Annotated in this window: 20 protein-coding genes and 2 pseudogenes; 4 read left to right on the top strand and 18 right to left on the bottom strand. The window is 34.6% G+C overall.

What is annotated here, in order from left to right; all coding sequences use genetic code 11:
- The first annotated feature begins 150 nt into the window (after positions 1–150).
- Both yhcA and MKX14_RS04225 read left to right on the top strand, forming a co-directional pair.
- Positions 151–1728 carry an MFS transporter gene (yhcA, locus tag MKX14_RS04230; RefSeq protein ID WP_133480332.1) on the top strand — a complete coding sequence of 526 codons (1578 nt, stop codon included), beginning with the start codon at positions 151–153 and terminating at the stop codon, positions 1726–1728.
- Complete coding sequence (locus tag MKX14_RS04225; protein ID WP_240281843.1) at positions 1725–2810, top strand: HlyD family secretion protein; 1086 nt, start codon at positions 1725–1727, stop codon at positions 2808–2810. The genes yhcA and MKX14_RS04225 overlap by 4 nt, the downstream gene beginning before the upstream one ends.
- 86 nt (positions 2811–2896) lie before the next feature.
- Here MKX14_RS04225 and MKX14_RS04220 read toward each other — a convergent pair whose 3' ends face one another.
- The 3 genes from MKX14_RS04220 to MKX14_RS04210 all read right to left on the bottom strand — a co-directional run bounded on the left by MKX14_RS04220 (position 2897) and on the right by MKX14_RS04210 (position 7399).
- Entirely contained in the window at positions 2897–4288 is a 1392-nt protein-coding gene (locus MKX14_RS04220; protein WP_108010633.1) for an amino acid permease, read from the bottom strand.
- 108 nt (positions 4289–4396) lie between these two features.
- The gene (locus tag MKX14_RS04215; RefSeq protein WP_240281842.1) at positions 4397–5962 is read right to left on the bottom strand and encodes a CoA-acylating methylmalonate-semialdehyde dehydrogenase; all 1566 of its coding nucleotides are present in this window, start codon (positions 5960–5962) and stop codon (positions 4397–4399) included.
- Between the two features lie 54 nt (positions 5963–6016).
- Positions 6017–7399: an aspartate aminotransferase family protein gene (locus MKX14_RS04210; protein WP_240281841.1), complete on the bottom strand. Its 1383-nt coding sequence runs from the start codon at positions 7397–7399 to the stop codon at positions 6017–6019.
- A 96-nt stretch (positions 7400–7495) separates the two neighbouring features.
- On the opposite strand from MKX14_RS04210, the gene MKX14_RS04205 reads away from it, so the two are divergent.
- Positions 7496–8413: a LysR family transcriptional regulator gene (locus MKX14_RS04205; protein WP_240281840.1), complete on the top strand. Its 918-nt coding sequence runs from the start codon at positions 7496–7498 to the stop codon at positions 8411–8413.
- Positions 8414–8474: 61 nt separating this feature from the next.
- Here MKX14_RS04205 and MKX14_RS04200 read toward each other — a convergent pair whose 3' ends face one another.
- Both MKX14_RS04200 and MKX14_RS04195 read right to left on the bottom strand, forming a co-directional pair.
- Positions 8475–8858: a hypothetical protein gene (locus MKX14_RS04200; RefSeq protein ID WP_240281839.1), complete on the bottom strand. Its 384-nt coding sequence runs from the start codon at positions 8856–8858 to the stop codon at positions 8475–8477.
- A gap of 175 nt (positions 8859–9033) precedes the next feature.
- The gene (locus MKX14_RS04195; protein WP_240282020.1) at positions 9034–9747 is read right to left on the bottom strand and encodes a DUF2314 domain-containing protein; all 714 of its coding nucleotides are present in this window, start codon (positions 9745–9747) and stop codon (positions 9034–9036) included.
- Between the two features lie 274 nt (positions 9748–10021).
- On the opposite strand from MKX14_RS04195, the gene MKX14_RS04190 reads away from it, so the two are divergent.
- Positions 10022–10426 (top strand): putative four-helix membrane protein, encoded by a 405-nt coding sequence (locus MKX14_RS04190; RefSeq protein WP_345892607.1) that lies wholly within the window; start codon positions 10022–10024, stop codon positions 10424–10426.
- Positions 10427–10566: 140 nt separating this feature from the next.
- Here the strand turns inward: MKX14_RS04190 and MKX14_RS04185 are convergent, their stop codons facing one another.
- The 13 genes and pseudogenes from MKX14_RS04185 to MKX14_RS04130 form a co-directional block, all read right to left on the bottom strand.
- Positions 10567–10878, bottom strand: a complete 312-nt coding sequence (locus MKX14_RS04185; RefSeq protein ID WP_240281838.1) for a hypothetical protein — start codon at positions 10876–10878, stop codon at positions 10567–10569.
- A gap of 149 nt (positions 10879–11027) precedes the next feature.
- Complete coding sequence (locus MKX14_RS04180; RefSeq protein ID WP_039252089.1) at positions 11028–11168, bottom strand: hypothetical protein; 141 nt, start codon at positions 11166–11168, stop codon at positions 11028–11030.
- A gap of 223 nt (positions 11169–11391) precedes the next feature.
- Positions 11392–12234: an Imm49 family immunity protein gene (locus MKX14_RS04175; RefSeq protein WP_240281837.1), complete on the bottom strand. Its 843-nt coding sequence runs from the start codon at positions 12232–12234 to the stop codon at positions 11392–11394.
- Between the two features lie 67 nt (positions 12235–12301).
- Positions 12302–12763, bottom strand: coding sequence for a hypothetical protein (locus tag MKX14_RS04170; protein ID WP_108010655.1), 462 nt, complete (start codon positions 12761–12763; stop codon positions 12302–12304).
- A gap of 103 nt (positions 12764–12866) precedes the next feature.
- Positions 12867–13346, bottom strand: a complete 480-nt coding sequence (locus MKX14_RS04165; RefSeq protein ID WP_240281836.1) for an SMI1/KNR4 family protein — start codon at positions 13344–13346, stop codon at positions 12867–12869.
- A gap of 67 nt (positions 13347–13413) precedes the next feature.
- Positions 13414–13914 (bottom strand): annotated as a pseudogene (locus tag MKX14_RS04160) (DUF2247 family protein).
- Between the two features lie 100 nt (positions 13915–14014).
- Complete coding sequence (locus MKX14_RS04155) at positions 14015–14494, bottom strand: hypothetical protein (protein WP_240281835.1); 480 nt, start codon at positions 14492–14494, stop codon at positions 14015–14017.
- Positions 14495–14519: 25 nt separating this feature from the next.
- Positions 14520–15215 (bottom strand): annotated as a pseudogene (locus tag MKX14_RS18270) (hypothetical protein).
- Positions 15216–15378: 163 nt separating this feature from the next.
- Complete coding sequence (locus MKX14_RS04150) at positions 15379–16221, bottom strand: hypothetical protein (protein ID WP_240281834.1); 843 nt, start codon at positions 16219–16221, stop codon at positions 15379–15381.
- A gap of 172 nt (positions 16222–16393) precedes the next feature.
- On the bottom strand, positions 16394–16972 hold the full coding sequence (locus MKX14_RS04145; RefSeq protein WP_240281833.1) for a hypothetical protein: 579 nt from the start codon (positions 16970–16972) through the stop codon (positions 16394–16396).
- A 78-nt stretch (positions 16973–17050) separates the two neighbouring features.
- Complete coding sequence (locus tag MKX14_RS04140; protein ID WP_240281832.1) at positions 17051–17566, bottom strand: hypothetical protein; 516 nt, start codon at positions 17564–17566, stop codon at positions 17051–17053.
- A 143-nt stretch (positions 17567–17709) separates the two neighbouring features.
- Positions 17710–18033, bottom strand: a complete 324-nt coding sequence (locus tag MKX14_RS04135) for a hypothetical protein (protein ID WP_228261850.1) — start codon at positions 18031–18033, stop codon at positions 17710–17712.
- 56 nt (positions 18034–18089) lie between these two features.
- Positions 18090–18653 (bottom strand): TetR/AcrR family transcriptional regulator, encoded by a 564-nt coding sequence (locus MKX14_RS04130; protein WP_240282018.1) that lies wholly within the window; start codon positions 18651–18653, stop codon positions 18090–18092.
- Between the last annotated feature and the right edge of the window lie 282 nt (positions 18654–18935).

The raw sequence follows: 18935 nt of genomic DNA, 5'->3' as shown, positions 1-18935 counted from the left end.
TTTTAGCGATTTCGTTCTAAGTGTAACTCATCGAAAAGTTCAAAATCGAGAATTGACGGAAATTTAATTAAAGAGTAGAGTACCGATCGGTACAGTACAGTAAATATCTACTCCGTGCAATGAATTGATGTTTAAGATTTAAGGTAAAAGATGAATACAAAGCCACTCATCGGTTTAGCAGGTGCAATATTTGCTGCAATGACTGTTGAATTTAATAACCGAATTACCAGCATTACTTTAGTCGACATTCGAGGTGCAATGGGCATTAGTGTCGACTCGGGTTATTGGGTTAACAGTATTTATGCAAGTGCAATGATTATTGGAATGATCCTGTCTACGAGTTGGGCAGTCATTTTTTCTATGCGCAGAGTTCTTCTTTTTGCCATAGGACTTTGCCTCTTCTCTAGCGTATTAATTCCTTTTAGTCCAAATATCGAAATCTTTTATCTGTTACGTGGCTTACAAGGGCTCGCCAATGGTTTAACCATTCCTTTGCTCATGGCCTGTGCGCTTAGATTTTTAGGACCTGATATTCGACTATGGGGCTTAGCCTGCTATGCATTAACTGCGACGTTCTTTCCCAACTTAAGTGCTGCACTCTCTGCGTTTTATTTAGATGTGATTGGCTGGAAAATGATATTTTTCCAAACCATTCCTTTTTGTGCGCTAAGTGCTGCTCTGGTGTATTTTGGTATTCCCCAAGATCCATTGAATTATTCAAGAATAAAAACTTACGATTGGATGGGTGCCATTTTAGCGATTATTAGCTTAGCGAGCCTGAGCACCCTGCTTTTGCATGGCAATCATTTAGATTGGTTCCATTCTCAATTAATTTGTGTATTGGCCTTAATTAGTGCGATTACTTTACCTTGGTTTTTCATACATGAATGGCGCTATCCAAGCCCATTAATTAAACCGCAAATGCTCGAAATCCGAAATTTTGCTTATGCTGTTTTCGCACTCTTTTGCTTTGTCATTATTGGTATGTCTACTAGCACATTACCACTGAATTACTTAAGTGCTGTGCATGGCTATAAACCCACTCAGACCATGTGGATTGGCTTACAAATTGCGGCATTGCAATTTATCTATATTCCTATTGTTGTGAAGCTTTTAAATCAAGCTTGGGTGGATAGCCGATATGTACACGGATTTGGTTTACTTCTGGTCATTGCGGGTTGCCTAGGCGCAAGTCAACTTGATACCACATGGAACCAAGATCAGTTTTATTTTTGGCATGCAATCTCATGTCTGGGGCAAACCTGTGTCGTACTCTCGCTCTTAATGATGGGGACAAACAGTGTTCACCCAACCATGGCAATTTATGCATCACCAATGATTAATACTCCTCGCGCTATTAGCGGTGTACTGGGTGTTTGTATTTTAGACTGGATCAATCGAGTGCGCGGTGAATACCATTCAACCCGGCTAATTGAAAATACCGCCCAACATGTTTTCCAAAATATTCAAGGCCCTGTTATTAACCCACTTACTCCCCCTGTGCTCACCGCAAATGGTGCAGATCGTGTTTCAGGTGGTTTATCTGCCCTAAATTCTGCGATTCAGGCACAACAATCAGTTTTAGTTATTAGCGATCAATATCTCATCTTAGCTGGCCTTACCGCTATTTTATTCATCGTGATGTTGATTTTGCCAGTTCGAACTTATCCGCCACGTATTGCTCTCATTAAGTTAATGAATAGTCATAACTCAGGAAAATCTTTATGAGTACTCTCGAAGCCCAAGACACCACCCATACCGAACCACCCAAGTTAACCAAGGTGCAATTTCTCAAAAAGCATTGGGTTATGGCTATTGCGTTTATTATTGTCTTAGCATCTATTTTGTGGGTTTTAAAACTTATATTTTTACCCTCTTCGGTTGTTGAAACAGACGATGCACGTGTAGATGTAGAGTACTCAACTATTGCCCCTAAAGTATCTGGCAATATTGAGGAAATTTACATTAAAGATCACCAGACCGTAAAAAAAGGCCAACTTTTAGCGCGGATTGATGCACGTGATTATCAAGCTGCTTTGGCTGAAGCTGAATCTAATTATGCAAAAGCACAAGCTGACCTGAATGAAGCAATGCTGGCAGTTGAAAGACAACCGACTGTTATTCGAGAAACAGAAGCACAGCTGAGAAAAGTAGAAGCCGGCATTAAACTCACAAAAGATAATACGGCGCGTTATGAGCAATTACAGGCACTTGGAGCAGAATCTAGATTAATTACACAGCAATCTAAGACGACTTTGACTGAACAATATGCTGACTTAGACAGCAGTAAAGAAAAAGTGATTGATGCACAGTATCAGCTCAACCAATACAAGATTCAGGTACAAGCCAAACAAGCTGCTCTTAAACAAGCACAAGCGGCACTTGATAAAGCAAAACTGAATTTGAGCTATACGGAAGTTCGTGCCCCTATTGATGGTATGATTGGTCAAAAGTCAGCTAACGTAGGTAACTTTGTGAGTGCTGGTAATCCACTCATGGTGGTTGTTCCTTTAGATCAAGTTTATGTAGAAGCCAACTTCCGTGAAATTGAATTAAAAAAGATCAAGATCGGACAACCAGTTAATGTCTATGTAGATGCTTATAACGTTGAACTAAAAGGTGTGGTAGACAGCTTCTCTCCATCTACTGGCGCATTTTTCTCTCCTATCTCGGCAACCAACGCAACAGGTAACTTTACTAAGATTGTCCAGCGCCTTCCTTTACGAATCAAGCTCATTGAAAATCAAAAAGATGTTAAATTATTACGTCCTGGTTTATCTGTTTTAGTCTCTATTGATACGACTAAATAGTTATCTAAATCTTGGAATATGAGAGAAAAAAGAGACCTTTTACGGTCTCTTTTTTAATTTATATACAATTTAATTTTATTGAATGATTAATCTAAGTTCATAGCAACCGATCTGGTTGCTTTACGCTTTCGCGTGACAAACAACCCACAAATGACCACCAACAAAGTTACGCCTAAAGATAAAGTAGTTTCATAACTATAGGCTGGTGATAAGAACATATAACCTAAAACAGTCATAATCACTAAAATCACAAACCAAGTTAACCAAGGGAACATCCACATTTTAAAAGATACCGCTGTGCCCTCTTTTTCCCATTTATGTCTTAAACGTAGTTGTGAAAATGCGATCACAAGGTAAACCAGTAAAGCAATTGAGCCTGTGGTAGATAGCAAGAATCCAAAGACTTGTCCCGGAAACATGTAGTTTACAGCACAGCAGACCACACCAATCAAAGTAGATAAAAACACAGCAGAAGTCGGTACGCCTGCTCTATTAATTTTTGTCACAACCCTCGGTGCTTCCTGACGTGTACCTAAAGCAAATAACATTCGAGAAGAGGTATAAACCGCAGCATTCATACAGCTTGCAACAGCAATGAAAACGACGGCATCCATTATCAGTTTAGTTTCGGGCACATTCAAACTCATTAACACAAACTGAAAAGTACCAAATTTTTGTAAGTCTGGAGAACGCCAGTCTACTAAAGCAACTGCAAGAAAAATCGACACAACAAAGAATAAAATAATTCGATAAAGCACTAAATTCGTTGCACGTTTAATTTTTTCTTCTGGATTTTTAGATTCTGCCGCAGCAATAGAAAGAATTTCTATTCCAAAAAATGAAAATGCTGAGATTAAAATTGCCGATAAAACACCGCCCATACCATGTGGCATAAAACCACCATTTGAAAATAGATTGCCGACACCACTGACATTTGTTGCTAAAGGCCAAATTCCAAAGACAGCCATTGCTCCAATGATAATAAACACGATAATCGCAATAACTTTAATGAGTGCAAACCAGAACTCAAACTCACCAAAACTTTTGGTACTAAAAAAATTCGCCAGGCTAAGTAAAATAATAAAAGCAAGCGCATAAACAGCACTTGAGATTTGCGGGAACCATGCGTGTAAAATTTCAGCACCTGCAATGGCTTCAATTGGAATCACCAGCACCCAAAACCACCAATATAGCCATCCGATGGTAAACCCTGCCCAAGGGCCAATTGCTTTACGGGCATATGTAGAAAATGAACCAGTGTCTGGTTGCGCGACCGCCATTTCACCGAGCATGCGCATGACCAGAAAAACTAAAATACTTGTAATTATATAAGCGAGTACAGCGGCTGGGCCTGCTTTTGCAATTGCCGCAGAAGAGCCTACAAATAAACCTGCACCAATAACACCACCTATGCTAATCATGGTGATATGTCGATTAGAAAGTCCTTCACCTAATTTTGTTGTTTTATCATTGTTCATATTCGATTCCTTCAAATTGACAAACTGATTTTAAAACCGTTTTAAAATGTACTTCTCCAACTTGTACGAAACAAAAAAGGGAAAATCAGAGTTTTCCCTTTTTATTGATTAATTCAATGTAGGCATAGCAAATTGTTTTGCTTCACGGACCTGTGTTGAAGGCCAGCGCTGGGTAATGGTTTTACGGCGTGTATAAAAACGTACACCATCTGGCCCATAAGCATATAAATCACCAAACAATGAACGTTTCCAACCACCAAAACTATGATATGCAACTGGTACAGGTAATGGCACATTGACCCCAACCATACCGACTTGAATATTGCTGGTAAAATAACGTGCAGCTTCACCATCACGAGTGTAAATACACGTTCCATTGCCATATTCATGGTCATTAATGAGTTGCATTGCATCTTGCATGGTTTGGACACGAATGACCTGTAAAACAGGACCAAATATTTCTTGCTGGTAACTTGTCATGTCTTGTGAAACTTGGTCAATTAAAGTTGGCCCAACAAAAAAACCGTTTTCATAACCTGTTGGTTTTGCATCACGACCATCTACAACAATTTTAGCACCTTGTTGCTCTGCACTTTGAATAAAAGCTTGCACTTTATCTTTATGTGCTTGCGTAATGAGCGGTCCGAAGTCATTACGCTCATCTGCATAGTGTCCAAATTTCAATTGTTTCATTTCTTGTTTTAATTTTTCAATCACAATATCGGCAACTTCATCGCCAATAGCAACTGCAACTGATAACGCCATACAACGTTCGCCAGATGAACCAAATGCAGCACCCAACAAAGAAGTCACAACATTATCAATATCGGCATCAGGCATAATAATCGCATGATTTTTTGCTCCCCCTAAAGCTTGGCAACGCTTACCACTCGCCGTTGCCGTACGGTATATGTACTCTGCAATAGGCGTTGAGCCGACAAAACTAACCGCTTGAATTTTAGGATGATGTAGCAACGTATCAACTGCCTCTTTATCGCCGTTTACAACACTAAAAACACCATCAGGCAATCCAGCCTGTTTTAATAGCTCCGCTAAAAATAAAGCGGCAGAAGGCGCTTTTTCCGAAGGTTTTAAAATAAAACAATTACCGCAAACAATTGCCATCGGGAACATCCACAACGGAACCATTGCAGGAAAGTTAAACGGTGTAATACCTGCAACTACACCTAGCGGTTGAAACTCACTCCATGAATCAATATCTGGGCCCACATTTTTTGAATATTCGCCTTTTAAAAACTCAGGCGCACCACATGCATATTCAACGTTTTCAATGCCACGTTGTAATTCACCTTTAGCATCGTGGCAAATTTTTCCGTGTTCTTCACCAATCAGCTGGCAAAGCTTGTCAGCATTTTCTTCGAGTAACTGCTTAAATTTAAACATCACACGTGCGCGTTTAATCACTGGTGTATCACGCCATGCTGGAAAAGCCTGCTCTGCAATTTGAACCACTTGATTGACCAACTCTGCATCTGCAAGTGCAACTTCTTTTGTACTCTCGCCAGTCGCTGGGTTATAAACAGGTTGTTTCCTGGTTGTTTTCGTGACGAGTCCACCATCAATAAAATGCCCTATCACTTTAATGGTTGGTTGGCTTGAATCTGTTTCTGTGTTGGCAACCGTGTGACTATCAAAATTCTCTGAAGTATTCATCTTTATTCCTTGTGTCTATTCATCTTTTCCAGTTAAGTTCTAAGTCGATCAGTGTTATTTCACTTGATAAATTGCCTCACCCACGGCGTTCATGAGCCGCTGTAACTCAGTCTCTGTGCTATTAAACATCGGACCAAACTGAAGCGTATCTCCACCAAAGCGCACATAAAAACCCGCTTTCCAGAGTTGCATGCCAATTTCAAAACCACGAATCGTCGCATCACCATCACGAGGTGCCAATTGCACAGCACCAATCAGCCCGCAGTTACGTATATCAATAATATTTGGAGCACCTTTTAACTCATGTAAAAGTTTTTCAAAACTTGGAGCCAAAGTAGCCGATAGATGAATTAAATTTTTCTTTTCTAAAACATCGAGTGTTGCTAAAGCCGCCGCACAAGCCACCGGATGCGCCGAATAGGTATAGCCATGGGTAAACTCAACCGCATGTTCTGGTAAATCTTGCTGCATAAAGGCATCATAAATTTCGTGGCTTGCCACCACGCCACCCAGTGGAATAGCGCCGTTGGTAATTTGTTTGGCAAAATTTAAAATATCTGGTGTGACATCAAAATATTCTGAAGCTGTCCATTTACCCATTCGTCCAAAACCAGTAATGACTTCATCAAAAATCAGCAAGATATCGTGTTGATCGCAGATTTCTCTTAAGCGTTTTAAATAACCAGTCGGTGGCACAATACATCCTGCCGAACCTGAAACTGGCTCTACAATAACGGCAGCAATATTTGAAGCATCGTGTAGTTCAATTAACTTAAGCATCTCATTTGCAAGTTCTACACCACCAGTTTCAGCACAGCCTTTGGTAAAAGTTAAATCGGGCTGTAAGGTATGCGGTAAGTGGTCTACATCCATAAGCTGACCAAACATTTTTCGGTTACCACCGATACCACCAAGACTAGTCCCTGCAACGTTTACACCATGGTAGCCACGCGCGCGCCCAATCAGCTTGGTTTTGCTTGGTTTGCCTTTAATTCGCCAATAGGCACGCGCCATTTTAATTGCGGTGTCTGCGGACTCTGAACCTGAGTCAGTAAAAAACACATGCTGCAATTTTTCAGGCATATGTTGAATAATTCGTTCGGCCAATTGAAACGACAATGGATGGCCAAACTGAAATGCTGGTGAGTAATCCAGCTTTGACAACTGAGTACTTACAGCCTGCTGAATTTCAGGAAGCGTATGCCCAGCTCCACAAGTCCACAGGCCCGACAAAGAGTCGTAGACTTCGCGGCCTGCGCTATCAATTAAATAAGACCCTTTAGCACTGACAATCATGCGCGGATCTTTATGGAAATTACGATTTGCGGAAAAAGGCATCCAATGCGCTTGATAATTTAAGCTCGCCTGAGCATTTGATTGAACGGTTTCCGATGCAGAATTGCCATCAGTTAATTTGTCGATATCAAACATAATCACTCTTCTTGTTTTGAGGTTATTTTTTGAGTGTACAGAGCTATATAGTTTTGATAAATTCAAATTATCTTGAGTTTAGATTTAAAAAAACAAAACTAAATGAAACCTAAAAAATTAAATCAAGTCACTGATTTTGATATTAAATTACTTAAAATATTTAAAACGGTTTGTGACTGTCACAGCTTTACGTCTGCCGAAAGTATTCTTGGCATTAGCCGTTCTGCGATTAGTTTGCATATGAGTGATTTAGAAAATCGTCTGGGCATTCGGTTATGTCAACGTGGTCGCGCAGGCTTTGCCCTGACCGATGAAGGACGGGAAATTTTAGAATATATTGAAGTACTCACGGCAGCGATTGAAGACTTCCGTTCTAAAGTTAACCAAATGCATAACCGTCTTAAGGGTGAGTTTAATATCGGCATTATTAACAACCTTGTGACTATGCCTAGAGGCTATATCACCAATACGTTGACCCAACTTGCAGAGGAACATGCTGAAGTTATTATTAACATTAGTATGAGTACTCTGTCAGATATTGAATGCCGTGTGCTCGATAACCGTTTACACGCAGGCGTTATCCCCCTTGTGACGCCTTTGTCTGGTCTAGACTATTTCAATTTATATAGTGAAAGTTCATTTTTGTACTGTGGCAAAAATCATCCCTTGTTTAGCCAGTGCAGCAATATGAATCTAGATGAGTTGAAAACATGGCAAGCGGTTCTCCCTAATTATGCTATTACACCAGAAGCGGCAAAGTTGCATCAGCTTTTAGACTGTAAGGCGACAGCAAGTGACCGTGAAGGCATCGCATTTCTGATTTTAACTGGAAAATTTTTAGGTTTTTTACCCGACCACTACGCAAAAAAATGGGTTGAAGATGGTTTTATGCAAGCTGTTTCAAAAGAAAAAATGCATTACAGCACACCTATTTGTTTAATTACTCACAAGGGCAAAAATCACAATATTATTTTAAAAACCTTTATGGAGATGCTTGAGAAGCGGGTTATTGGGGGTTAAAAAGAGACTAGTTAATGGCCTTTTTTTTCATTTATAACAAATCTATATCGGCTAAGATGTATCAATGTTTTCCTATTCTTATACGAAAACTATGAGGACTTACATCCCTAATTTTAATTGTATATAGATATTTAAGCTGTTCTTGATCTTTTCTCATATCAATTTCAACTATCCCATCAGCTTTCTCACCAGTTATATCAACCTTATAAGAGTAAGCTGGACGCTTAGGACTAGAATAATGGTCCGACCCAAAACTACGGATACTATAACTTTTAATTTCTCCAAATTTCTCGCTTATAGCTTTATCTGTATATATCACTGATTCAACTCTTTGAATATTTCCCTTATTGTTAACAACTAAATACCCACCACTAAAAATAAGAAAAACTATAGTTAGTAAAGCAATGTACCGTTTTTTCTTTAAATCTTTAAATTCTATAAACATGTATTTTTATCAATCTTTAAGAAAAAGCATTTTATCAAAATTTCAACAACTTATATTAATTTTAGCCTAATAATTTTTAAGAATTTACTTAATCATTATTAGTATTTGAAAGCTAATTTTATTTTTCATAAATTTCACTCATTAAAAAGCCCTCCATTAGAGGGCCTGCTCAAAGCTACTTAAGTAAACTTACAATATTGTTCCAACCCAACTTATGAGCCAAATCTAAAGGAGTCATTGATTGTTTATTTATTTCCAACTTATTCGTATTCAATCTTAAAAGCTCTTGAACAAATAAATAATTACCCGCTATAACTTCACGATGTAATAATTGATTACCACTTTCGTCTTTTTCGGTAATGATTGTAGGGTCTGTCTTCATAATATTTATGAACTGATCCAAAATACTCCTACACATAGGATGCTCTTCTAGATTTTCGGGACAATTTTTCTGGTCATAAACTAGAAAAATTTCATCAGGATTACCAAAATCAATCCCCCACGCCTCGTCATATTCTTTACGATCTGATGCATTTAAAGTCTTACGATATTCTTGAATCGTAAACCCACCATGAACAGTGCCATTAGATAAAAACATCCAATCAACTATAGACTCAAATTGAAGCCTTACTGTTTCACCAGCTTGCACATTATCAATAATATAAGGTTCGTTTAACAAAGTTCCTGAAATTGTACAGCCATCAAAATCAACTTGATCAATCCACATATACTCAATTAAAGGTTCATTTTTATCTTCAAGGTTTTCTTGGATAAATGCACACTTCACATAAGCCAGTTCTAGAGCAGGAACAATTCGCCGATATTCCCAATAAAGTTCACGCCAAAAGTATTTAAATGTACCTATGGCACTCTCAAAAGCTAGAATCATTTCTGGAGATTCATTCTTATACAATTTATTCATATAATACATATTACACTTGATTAATATTAAACCTACTTATATTAACACTATGATAAATTTAAATATCTCAAAATTTATCAATTATAAATATGAATTTTCAAAAAAAGAAACTCCGCCAATACCAAACTAAAGTAAGCTTTTTACTCTGTAAAACCTCTAGCAAAGCACTTACAATACTGGTTCACTTTTACATAAATTAATCTTTTCCTTTAATTTCCTAAAATCTATGTTGAGTTAAGTTATATTTACTACTATAAAAAAATTAAGTGCATTATTAATATTATTGTCTACATCACTACATGGATTAGCTGCAATACATATAAGCCCAAGAATGGGAAGCTCCTCTTATAGTGGTCCCCTCGACACACTTATACTAATGATTGTGGGGATGGGAGCTTTATATTTTTACTATAAGTCATTCTTAAAATGGATCAAAAGAAAATCAACTGGTCAAAAACCAGAACGTAAACTTGACTTTGATGACTGGGGCATTACACTTGCAGGATATGTACGGGTATCAATATTTGCATGTGGACCTATATTTGAAATACTACAAAGTATAGGCGACTATCAACTCGTAAGAGACACTTGGTATATTGTATTTATATTTTGTTTTGGATTATTGTTTTTTTTAAGAAGGACTTAGAAGCCATCTACTTTATAAAATAAAAATCCCACTAATAATCTTTATTTAGTCGGGTTCAAATTTATAACACTTTCTACAAATTAAAAACCACCTTTAAAAAAACCCACCAAAGTGGGTTCAATTGCTATCAATAAAAGTGGTTAATTACATTTAATCGTCTTATTGAAGGTCTTATATGTGCCTGTTGTAATTACTTGAGCTGTATAAACTTGTTGGCTATGAGTTTGATGATTATTATTTATTTCACTAAAGCCTTTACCAGCACAAACGGTTTCAGCCTTTTTGTTTACTTTGTTTTCCATTGCTTCATTAGAACCTAAAATATTAGAAGTGGTTTGAATCATATAATTTCCATTTTCAAGTTTGGTAGCTTGAGCAGGAAACATTTGCGCACAACCTGTCAAAGAAAGAGTAGATGTTGTAAGAAGAGTTAGCATAAGATATTTATTCATAATTTCTTAGTTCGTTGAATTGAAAAACAAAAACGGCAAAATATATTTTTAAATTTTAATAGTCAACAATAAAATAAATAAACACTACTACAATAAAAAAAGCCCATCTTCCGATGAGCTTTTTATTTAACTAAATTTAAGAATATGCATTAGACTTTAAATTCTGCTAATACAAAGTTTTTTACTATTTCATCAAAAGTTGGTTTCAGAAGAGCTGGCTTGCTATCTTTTATAGTTTTATACCAATAACTTGCTGCAACTCCCATGCTAATCAAAGCTAACAATTTCATTGCTCACCTCACTTATTGGGAAGAGTGGAATTCAAATTAGCATCCGCGTTTGTAGCGTTCCAACTCGTTTTAAAGAGGTTTGTGTATATTTTTCAAGCAATGTGTAATAAAAAAGCTCACCTATCGATGAGCTTTCTTTTAGAACAATAGTGAAATTTACTGATGCTTAGTCCACTATTTCTATTGGACATCGCCAAATTTTCAGCGCTTATGTATTATTTCTTTAAGGTGACCAATCTTTCCATTCACCGTCAAAAGGAGTGAAAATATCAAATTCACGCATAAATTCCCAAGGTTCGGGATATTCAGGTAAAGGCTCTACAGACAACCATTCTTTAGGTATCCAAGGTGTATCTATATTTATCTGATATCCATTTCTCCATGCTAATTTGCTATAAATTACAGCATGAGTCGCAATAAAATGCTCAGTAAAAGTAAATGCAAATTCAGAATTACGGACTTTGGCAATTTTTGGACTAGTTAACTCAGTCAAAACATTTTCCATTTCACTCTTATCACCATTGGCTAAGGCAAGATAAAAACGATGGTCAATTAAATACTTTTTATCCTTTTTTAAATCAGTTTGTAAAATGAGTTCACAACGTTCACGTAATTGATCCCACTCATCATTAAGAGCTAATATCAACTGATATCCATGAAAATCTGGCTTACGTGGATTGTCGTGGTCTTTAATTGAGCCTTGTCGATCATACGAGACTCGGTGCTGACCATACCAAGAAATGATTTCCTCTTTATCTGATAATAAAGCATATAAATGTTTATAAGCAGGAAACCATTCTATAGCATCAAACTGAAATACCATACGATTCAGTTTAGCAGCAATAAAACACCATTGCTTAAAACCAATTAAGTCATTGTCACGAAACCAAGATACCATTGCATTAGCTTCAGCGTAATTCCCTAACATTCCTATACAAAATGGTACATCACCTTTATTATTAGTAATATAGTCAATCAAACTAACTGTATTTTCACTAAATTCAGCATGTTGAATTACATGAGCTAATGCTTTTTGATAGGCTTCCTTATTTTTAATACTATTCATAAAGGTTGATTTTTCCATCAAGGAGCTAATTTTTTAACTATTAAATATTGAGTAAAACTCTAATTGACTAATCAAACATAATTTTTGACTCGAATGATAATTCGCCATATTTATAAATATCTTTAAATAAATTTAAGACTAAGTCTAAATCTTGATTCACATATTTCGCTTGCCACTCATCTTCATGTGACTCAAATATATAAAATTTATCAGGATATTTAGCTTCTCTGTTCACAAGACGCAAATAAGTACCTTCAGGATATTCTTCATTTTCGCTAATACTACATCCAAACAAATAACCATATTTTGAATCACAAATCATGGTGTAACTATCAATATCACTATATGCCAATCGCCCACTCTCTTCAGAATAATCAGCATCTGTTTTATGAATAATGAGACTCCCACCAACAGCATAAACATTCTTGACTATATTTGATAATTTCTCCAAACCCATTTCTTTTATATCAATTCTTGTCTCTGATAAAAAAGGGGTTCTTATTACATAACTACAGACATATAAAATCATTAGTAACCTTTAACATTCACGCTGTCTTCAAACTGTTATTTTTCAAGCATTGAGTACTGTTAAATAAAGCTTTATTTAAAAATTAAAAAACTATTGTAGATTGCTAATACTCAATAAATTCATGTAATGAATTTATAAAATGTGCAAAGTTATCAGCTAGATATAAAATCTTTCTTTTACCCTCATTTATTCCAAAATCATAGAATTCATCGTGTAAAACAAGCACAATCTTAGGTTGATCTTTGATCCAAGGGAATCTGTAATCGAAACAAATGAAATTTCCACCAGGTGTAGAACCAAATCCTATCAATTTTCCCTCATAGTCATCATCACCTTCGGGAAATTGCATTCCTTCTATTCGAGGTTCATGCAAGTATCCTCCTAACTCTATTGTACTGATATTTAGTTCACCATCAGTGTCAACATAGTCAAAGCTAGAAATTTCAGGATAAATTCCATCATGTTGAGAAATAAGTTCAACATATTCAGGTGGAAATGTTACCTTTAAGGTAGCTGCAAAATTTTCAATAATTTCTTTATTAATTGCGCCATTTGGATACTGATCCCCAATATCTTGTAGCATTTGATGGTACTCCAGTATTTAAAAAAATTTGCCTAATATTCTTAAGCTTCATAAATCGCATAGTGCTTCACTTATACTTTTCAGCACTCTTTTGCAAATAGCTCTCCCAATTCTTCATTAAGCGATTAATATTTTCTGCATAAGAATACAATGAGGGATCGTATCCATCTGTGGGAGGCATATATTTAATAAAACTATCCATTTCGACTGGACAATCAAAATCTGTATAAATACTTTCTACTTCATCTAAAGGATCTTCAAATCTTTCTCGTTTAATCCAAAGCCAGCTAAGAAGTATATAAAGCCATTTTTCTCTAATCATCTAATCTTCATTAGTCTCTGAACATAATTCATTCAAAAAGGGAAAGATATCATTTGATTGATTCGGTATAAGGAATGACAACTCAAGCTCGGCCTTAGTATAGATCTCCGTTAATACAATATTTTCGGCTTTTTTGATTGGCAGTTCCGAAGTAATCAGATTATTTTCATAGCCCCATTTGATATCACACCATGAAAGGTTCACCTTTTGATTGATAAAATCAGTAGGTATCGGATATAAATTCACGTCATTGTGCCTCTGGTTTTACAAAAAACCTTTAATTCAAGTATGTGCAAAATCTTCATAAGTAATAGTTTATTGATTATCAAGCGTATATTTAAAAATATTATAACAATTTCAAACTCAATCTTTTAGCCTCGGCTTCATCACCATACCACCACACTGGTATATCTTTGACTTTAGCTGACATTTCTTCATTAGGACCTAGATCACTTTCTAATGAATAGTAGTCCCCATTTTGATATCTCGGCATAATTGTACTATTTATAAATAAATCATAGGCTTGTTGATAGCAATGTGGACATGAAGGTAAAGAGTTTAAAAACCTTTTAGTATTATTCTCAATATAATTACGATAAAGAGGACCACCATTAACAGCATATTCTGGCAACTCCTCATTTAAAATAGGATCATTACGTCCAGTTATCCAAACAATCGTATTACAATTTGCACATTGCGCCCCCATAGCCTCCGATGGGTGGTAATGATTTGGTCGAATAAACAAAATACCATTTTGTTCAAATCCTTTCTGGTACCATACTCCTATACCCAATTGACTAGCTGCTACCTGATATAAAGATCTCATAGGTACTCCTTTTTAGAATTCTTTTTTAGAAGAAAAGATAGAATAAAAACATAAATAAACTACCAAGTCCTATTGCTATCCATGATATTAGTTTAGATGTAAATCTATACTCTTTAAAAAAGAATGGTAAAACCCATTTATTGATGTCTATTTCTCTTAGCCAGGATAAATACCAAGGAAAAGTTAAGGCGAATACAAGAGAACTTGTGAACATAGCAACAAATGAAGGTCTCTTGTAAAATTCAGACCCACTCATTTAAAAAAACAATATCCAAAAAATTACTTCTAGAGCACATAGCAAGACACATAAATAAATATAAAACTTATTCTTCAGATTAGTGATAAAAATTGGGGTTAGTGTCCAGAACGGAAAAACGAACCCAAATCCAACTCTAAAACCATATAACTCATTATTAATATCAAATAGAAAGAACCGTAGAGGTATTATTACATAATAAAGAGCAAAAAATATAAGGCTTAAAAACTTAACTCGATTAAAAGTATTAGAGTCAAGATCTAAAACAATAGGTTTAGATATTAAATATCCAAAAAAATAAGTAGCATAGAAACTAATTAGATAAATAAATATGGAAGAATATGACTCATAGTCAAAAACACCATACAAGAATGAAGATAAAATCCAAAGCAATCCAAAAATAAAGAAATTTTTAGCAATAATAAAAAATGGAGATTTGGTTCTAAGAACTGATTGCTCAATCATAATTTGCACTGCGGTATATCCCATCTATACATAGTCATTTCTAAGTAATGACTATAATTAATTCAAATTTATCAATATATTCGATAGATATATAAATTCGTACCATTGTACTCTCCTGTACCCCCATCTGTTTGCAACCAAACTTTTGAGTAGGTTGATTCAGCTACAAAAAATTTATCTGTATCGTTTCAAGCAAATCATCACTTATCACTTCAAACTCTTTAATTTTTGCTGAATGAGTGTTCATTAAAGGATGATTTAAAGATATTTCATCTAATTTATCTAATGCACGTAATTTATTAATCACATGAATTTCAAGTGGCAATAAAGTGAATGGAGGGTTAATGAATTTTGGAGGATACTTACGTAAATCATTATCTATTAATTCTTCGCAGTGTAAATTTGCTATATCTATGAGTAATGGTTCTAAAAATACTGTGTCACATGACCAATTATTTATCAAATCTTTAAATTTTCCATCTATCTTTGATTCTAATGTAAATTCTTCATTAATCCATTTGTAATAAGCCCATAATGAAAAATAGTCATAACTTAAAGGAAAATCAGATAGAAATTTTTGTTGTAAACAAAACTCCACTTGGCGCGCTAATTTCTTTGCTAAATTTTTATTATTTAATAGAATTGCCCAAAAAAGTAGTGCAGAAAATTCTGAAAAATACTTCTTCAACTCATGCACATTCATTTTATCTAAAGGTTTTATTTTAAAATCTTTTAATTGTGATTCTCTTCCCACCTCTGCATACATCAAGGCAAGATTTAAACTATTTAAAGCATCCATATCTGCCTTATTATTTTCAATTTTTAAGAATGCCAATTGGGCATAAGATATAGACATACTAACTATATGATGAGGAAAAAGTATATCTTCCCCATCTAAGGTATCTAGTATGTGTTTTTGATCAAATTTAAACGAATACGCCAAATTTTCAATACTATATGTTTTATAAGCTTTTAATAATTTATTTAACTCTCTTATTTCTTTCATCAGGCAATCTCAATAGTTTTCACAATATAAGAAAATATTCCTTAAGAATAGTTAACTTAATGATTATAAATTTAAAAACCAATATTTCGGAATAAAATAATTTAAAATTCATAAGATAGTTTTAATATATAGCTTGCAAAACTTTTTACAAATAAAGTTGTTTTATTTCTATTTAGCTAGAAAGCAATAATCTTCCTGTTGTTAACTCGTCGAATAAAGTAGGATCTTCATCACCTCGAATTGTGCCTTGCGACGAATATGAACCTAATCTCTTTCTGTATCGAATTAAGTACTCAAATAGTGTTCCAAATCTTTTTACTGTATTGCTATTTTCATCCCACTCATAAACAATATCATTAATATCCTTTGTATACATGAAGAAAATATTAGCATGTTCATTCTCACCACAAATCTCAAAATATTGTTCTTCAGCTAAATCTAATTTCTCACCACTCTCTCTATAATTGATAGCAAGTTCTTCATCAACCATTAAATTTTTTTGCCTTTGTATATTAAATCCCGCATTTCTATAATATCTGTATATATAAAAATCATCACCAAAAATCAATCCTCCTGAACATTTACCCATAGTTGTTAGCAACTCTTTCAATTGACCATGCACAGAAATATTATTTAATTTCTCAATTTCAGCGACTTCTTGTTCTGAATATCCATTAACCCTTTCTAATTTTTCAATAAAATAATTTTTTTCAGCTTTAATAGAAGAAAGCATAGTCACCAAATTACTCATATAAAGTACCTTATAGATTGGGAAGCCTTAGAATAGATCTATAAATATTCATAACTTAGTATACCAAATTAAAAACTTTTACACATAATTACCATTCTCATCCAGCTCGTCTTTTGGTCTATTATGATAATCAGAAATTAAAAAACCAAAATAATCCATCATATTAGCCATGATACTTCTTGAAAAATTCAAGTCCATATAAATTCCATATTTTATATTTTTATGTGCATCAAAAAATGTTTGCATAATTATACTGAAGAAATCCAACCAATCATCATCAACATTTTTATTGCTGTTATTGGTTATAGTTATTGATAAAATTTCATTTCTTTTTTCTGAAAAAATACCGATCAAATACCCTCTTAAATAGTCATGAAATGCAGACAAATTCCTTCCAAACTGTTTTGTATTTGGATGAATGTCATTCAAATATTCTCGATTATTTCCATAGATTTTATCACCAAAAAAATCATAAACTTCTTGAATTTCTTCAAAATCAGATATATCAAAGCAAACTTTAATAACTTGCTTACTTGTAATATCTTGCTCAGTAAAAAAATGACATGAGTCATCTTTCATTTTAATATTCTGCACAATAAAACTCCAACACTATGAAAAGATTAACGTAGTTTTCATTCATACTTTTCACTGCGGTATACCCCATCTATACATAGCCACTCCTATGTTAAATTAACTACTATATTCTTTGGAAAATTCAATTCATACAATTCCTCTAATTAGTATTTCCACTTTTGTTGCTTAAATATTTTTAATGCTTCATGTCTGGTTTTTTGTGTATATTTTTTTGGCATGCCTGCTATTTCTTTAAGTATTAAGATTATTTCATCAGAAATATACTCGGATTTTTTACTCAATAGGTTCAGAGCTAATATTGTCCAATATTCTGAAGTACTATCAGATAGAGCAAAAATAAGTATTTCTCTAATTTGTTCAAAAGAATATACTTCAGCAATATTCTCAACTTCTTTATTTTCAAGTATTAATAAACCTTCCCTCACATCTTGCATTAAAACCCCTTCAATTATTTGTTTAGTTTTCATGGTCTACAGTTATAACTTTAAATTTATCTCTAACCTTTAGTGAGTAAAATTTAGAATTAAGCATTATCAAATATTATCCCAAAAAACCTCCCCACCACCACATCCCTTTCATCCAAACTATTTGAGCTTAAAATCTGGAACATTAAGCCATCAATTAAGTTTAAAACCATATGGGCATCTGGTTTTAGCGGGCAGTTCTCTAAAGAAAAAACCAAATCAAAAAGTTCTTTAAGCAGCCATTTTCTATATTCAAGCGCTATGCGATAGGCCTCTCGGTGAATCTGTTTAGTTTCAAAAATGGCTTTAAGTAATAGATAGTACAAGCTATTAAAATTGACATGTAAAACAATAATCTCTTTGAGTTTATCGCTTGAGGTTCGGTAACGGCTTGAGTAGATAATTGCCAGCACTTCTTCTTTAAGTTTGCTTTTTTGAAAGGATAGGCACACTTCAATAAGCCGCTGTTTTGAGTGAAAGTAGTTATAAAAAGTGGCTTTAGGAATTTTGGATTTTTTGACGATTAAGTCCACACCCGCATTGTGAAATCCATAGAGATTGAACAGCTCTATTGCAGTATGAATAACCTGTAGTTTTTTGGAAGATCTTTTTAAAGTTGGCATCGTTTTACCGTTATAAATTCTTGTTATTGCTAAAAGAGATAAAAAAGCCTGTACCTTTTCTGGGAGAAAAAAAGGCACAGCAAAGCCGTAAAGACTGTGCTTGGCACATCTCAAGTTTTATTGTTGCTAAGTTTTAGACGTAATGATTTAAAGCCTGAAAAGCCTATAGGCAATCAAACTGCTTTAAAATTTTAAGTTGTGTCGAGATAGATCTTGACAGTGACTGCCAATAATTTATGAATGTGCATAGCCAACTCCTTCTTTTGGGAGTTCTGCCAAAGC

The sequence above is a fragment of the Acinetobacter pittii genome (assembly GCF_022449185.1).
Classification (GTDB): Bacteria; Pseudomonadota; Gammaproteobacteria; order Pseudomonadales; family Moraxellaceae; genus Acinetobacter; species Acinetobacter pittii_I.
This window is presented reverse-complemented; position numbering and strand designations above follow the sequence as displayed.

Coding starts and splice junctions, on each gene's coding strand:
- yhcA (WP_133480332.1), top strand. CDS start 151: ATGAATACAAAGCCACTCATCGGTTTAGCAGGTGCAATATTTGCTGCA.
- MKX14_RS04225 (WP_240281843.1), top strand. CDS start 1,725: ATGAGTACTCTCGAAGCCCAAGACACCACCCATACCGAACCACCCAAG.
- MKX14_RS04220 (WP_108010633.1), bottom strand. CDS start 4,288: ATGAACAATGATAAAACAACAAAATTAGGTGAAGGACTTTCTAATCGA.
- MKX14_RS04215 (WP_240281842.1), bottom strand. CDS start 5,962: ATGAATACTTCAGAGAATTTTGATAGTCACACGGTTGCCAACACAGAA.
- MKX14_RS04205 (WP_240281840.1), top strand. CDS start 7,496: ATGAAACCTAAAAAATTAAATCAAGTCACTGATTTTGATATTAAATTA.
- MKX14_RS04200 (WP_240281839.1), bottom strand. CDS start 8,858: ATGTTTATAGAATTTAAAGATTTAAAGAAAAAACGGTACATTGCTTTA.
- MKX14_RS04195 (WP_240282020.1), bottom strand. CDS start 9,747: ATGATTCTAGCTTTTGAGAGTGCCATAGGTACATTTAAATACTTTTGG.
- MKX14_RS04185 (WP_240281838.1), bottom strand. CDS start 10,878: ATGAATAAATATCTTATGCTAACTCTTCTTACAACATCTACTCTTTCT.
- MKX14_RS04180 (WP_039252089.1), bottom strand. CDS start 11,168: ATGAAATTGTTAGCTTTGATTAGCATGGGAGTTGCAGCAAGTTATTGG.
- MKX14_RS04175 (WP_240281837.1), bottom strand. CDS start 12,234: ATGAATAGTATTAAAAATAAGGAAGCCTATCAAAAAGCATTAGCTCAT.
- MKX14_RS04170 (WP_108010655.1), bottom strand. CDS start 12,763: ATGATTTTATATGTCTGTAGTTATGTAATAAGAACCCCTTTTTTATCA.
- MKX14_RS04165 (WP_240281836.1), bottom strand. CDS start 13,346: ATGCTACAAGATATTGGGGATCAGTATCCAAATGGCGCAATTAATAAA.
- MKX14_RS04155 (WP_240281835.1), bottom strand. CDS start 14,494: ATGAGATCTTTATATCAGGTAGCAGCTAGTCAATTGGGTATAGGAGTA.
- MKX14_RS04150 (WP_240281834.1), bottom strand. CDS start 16,221: ATGAAAGAAATAAGAGAGTTAAATAAATTATTAAAAGCTTATAAAACA.
- MKX14_RS04145 (WP_240281833.1), bottom strand. CDS start 16,972: ATGAGTAATTTGGTGACTATGCTTTCTTCTATTAAAGCTGAAAAAAAT.
- MKX14_RS04135 (WP_228261850.1), bottom strand. CDS start 18,033: ATGAAAACTAAACAAATAATTGAAGGGGTTTTAATGCAAGATGTGAGG.
- MKX14_RS04130 (WP_240282018.1), bottom strand. CDS start 18,653: ATGCCAACTTTAAAAAGATCTTCCAAAAAACTACAGGTTATTCATACT.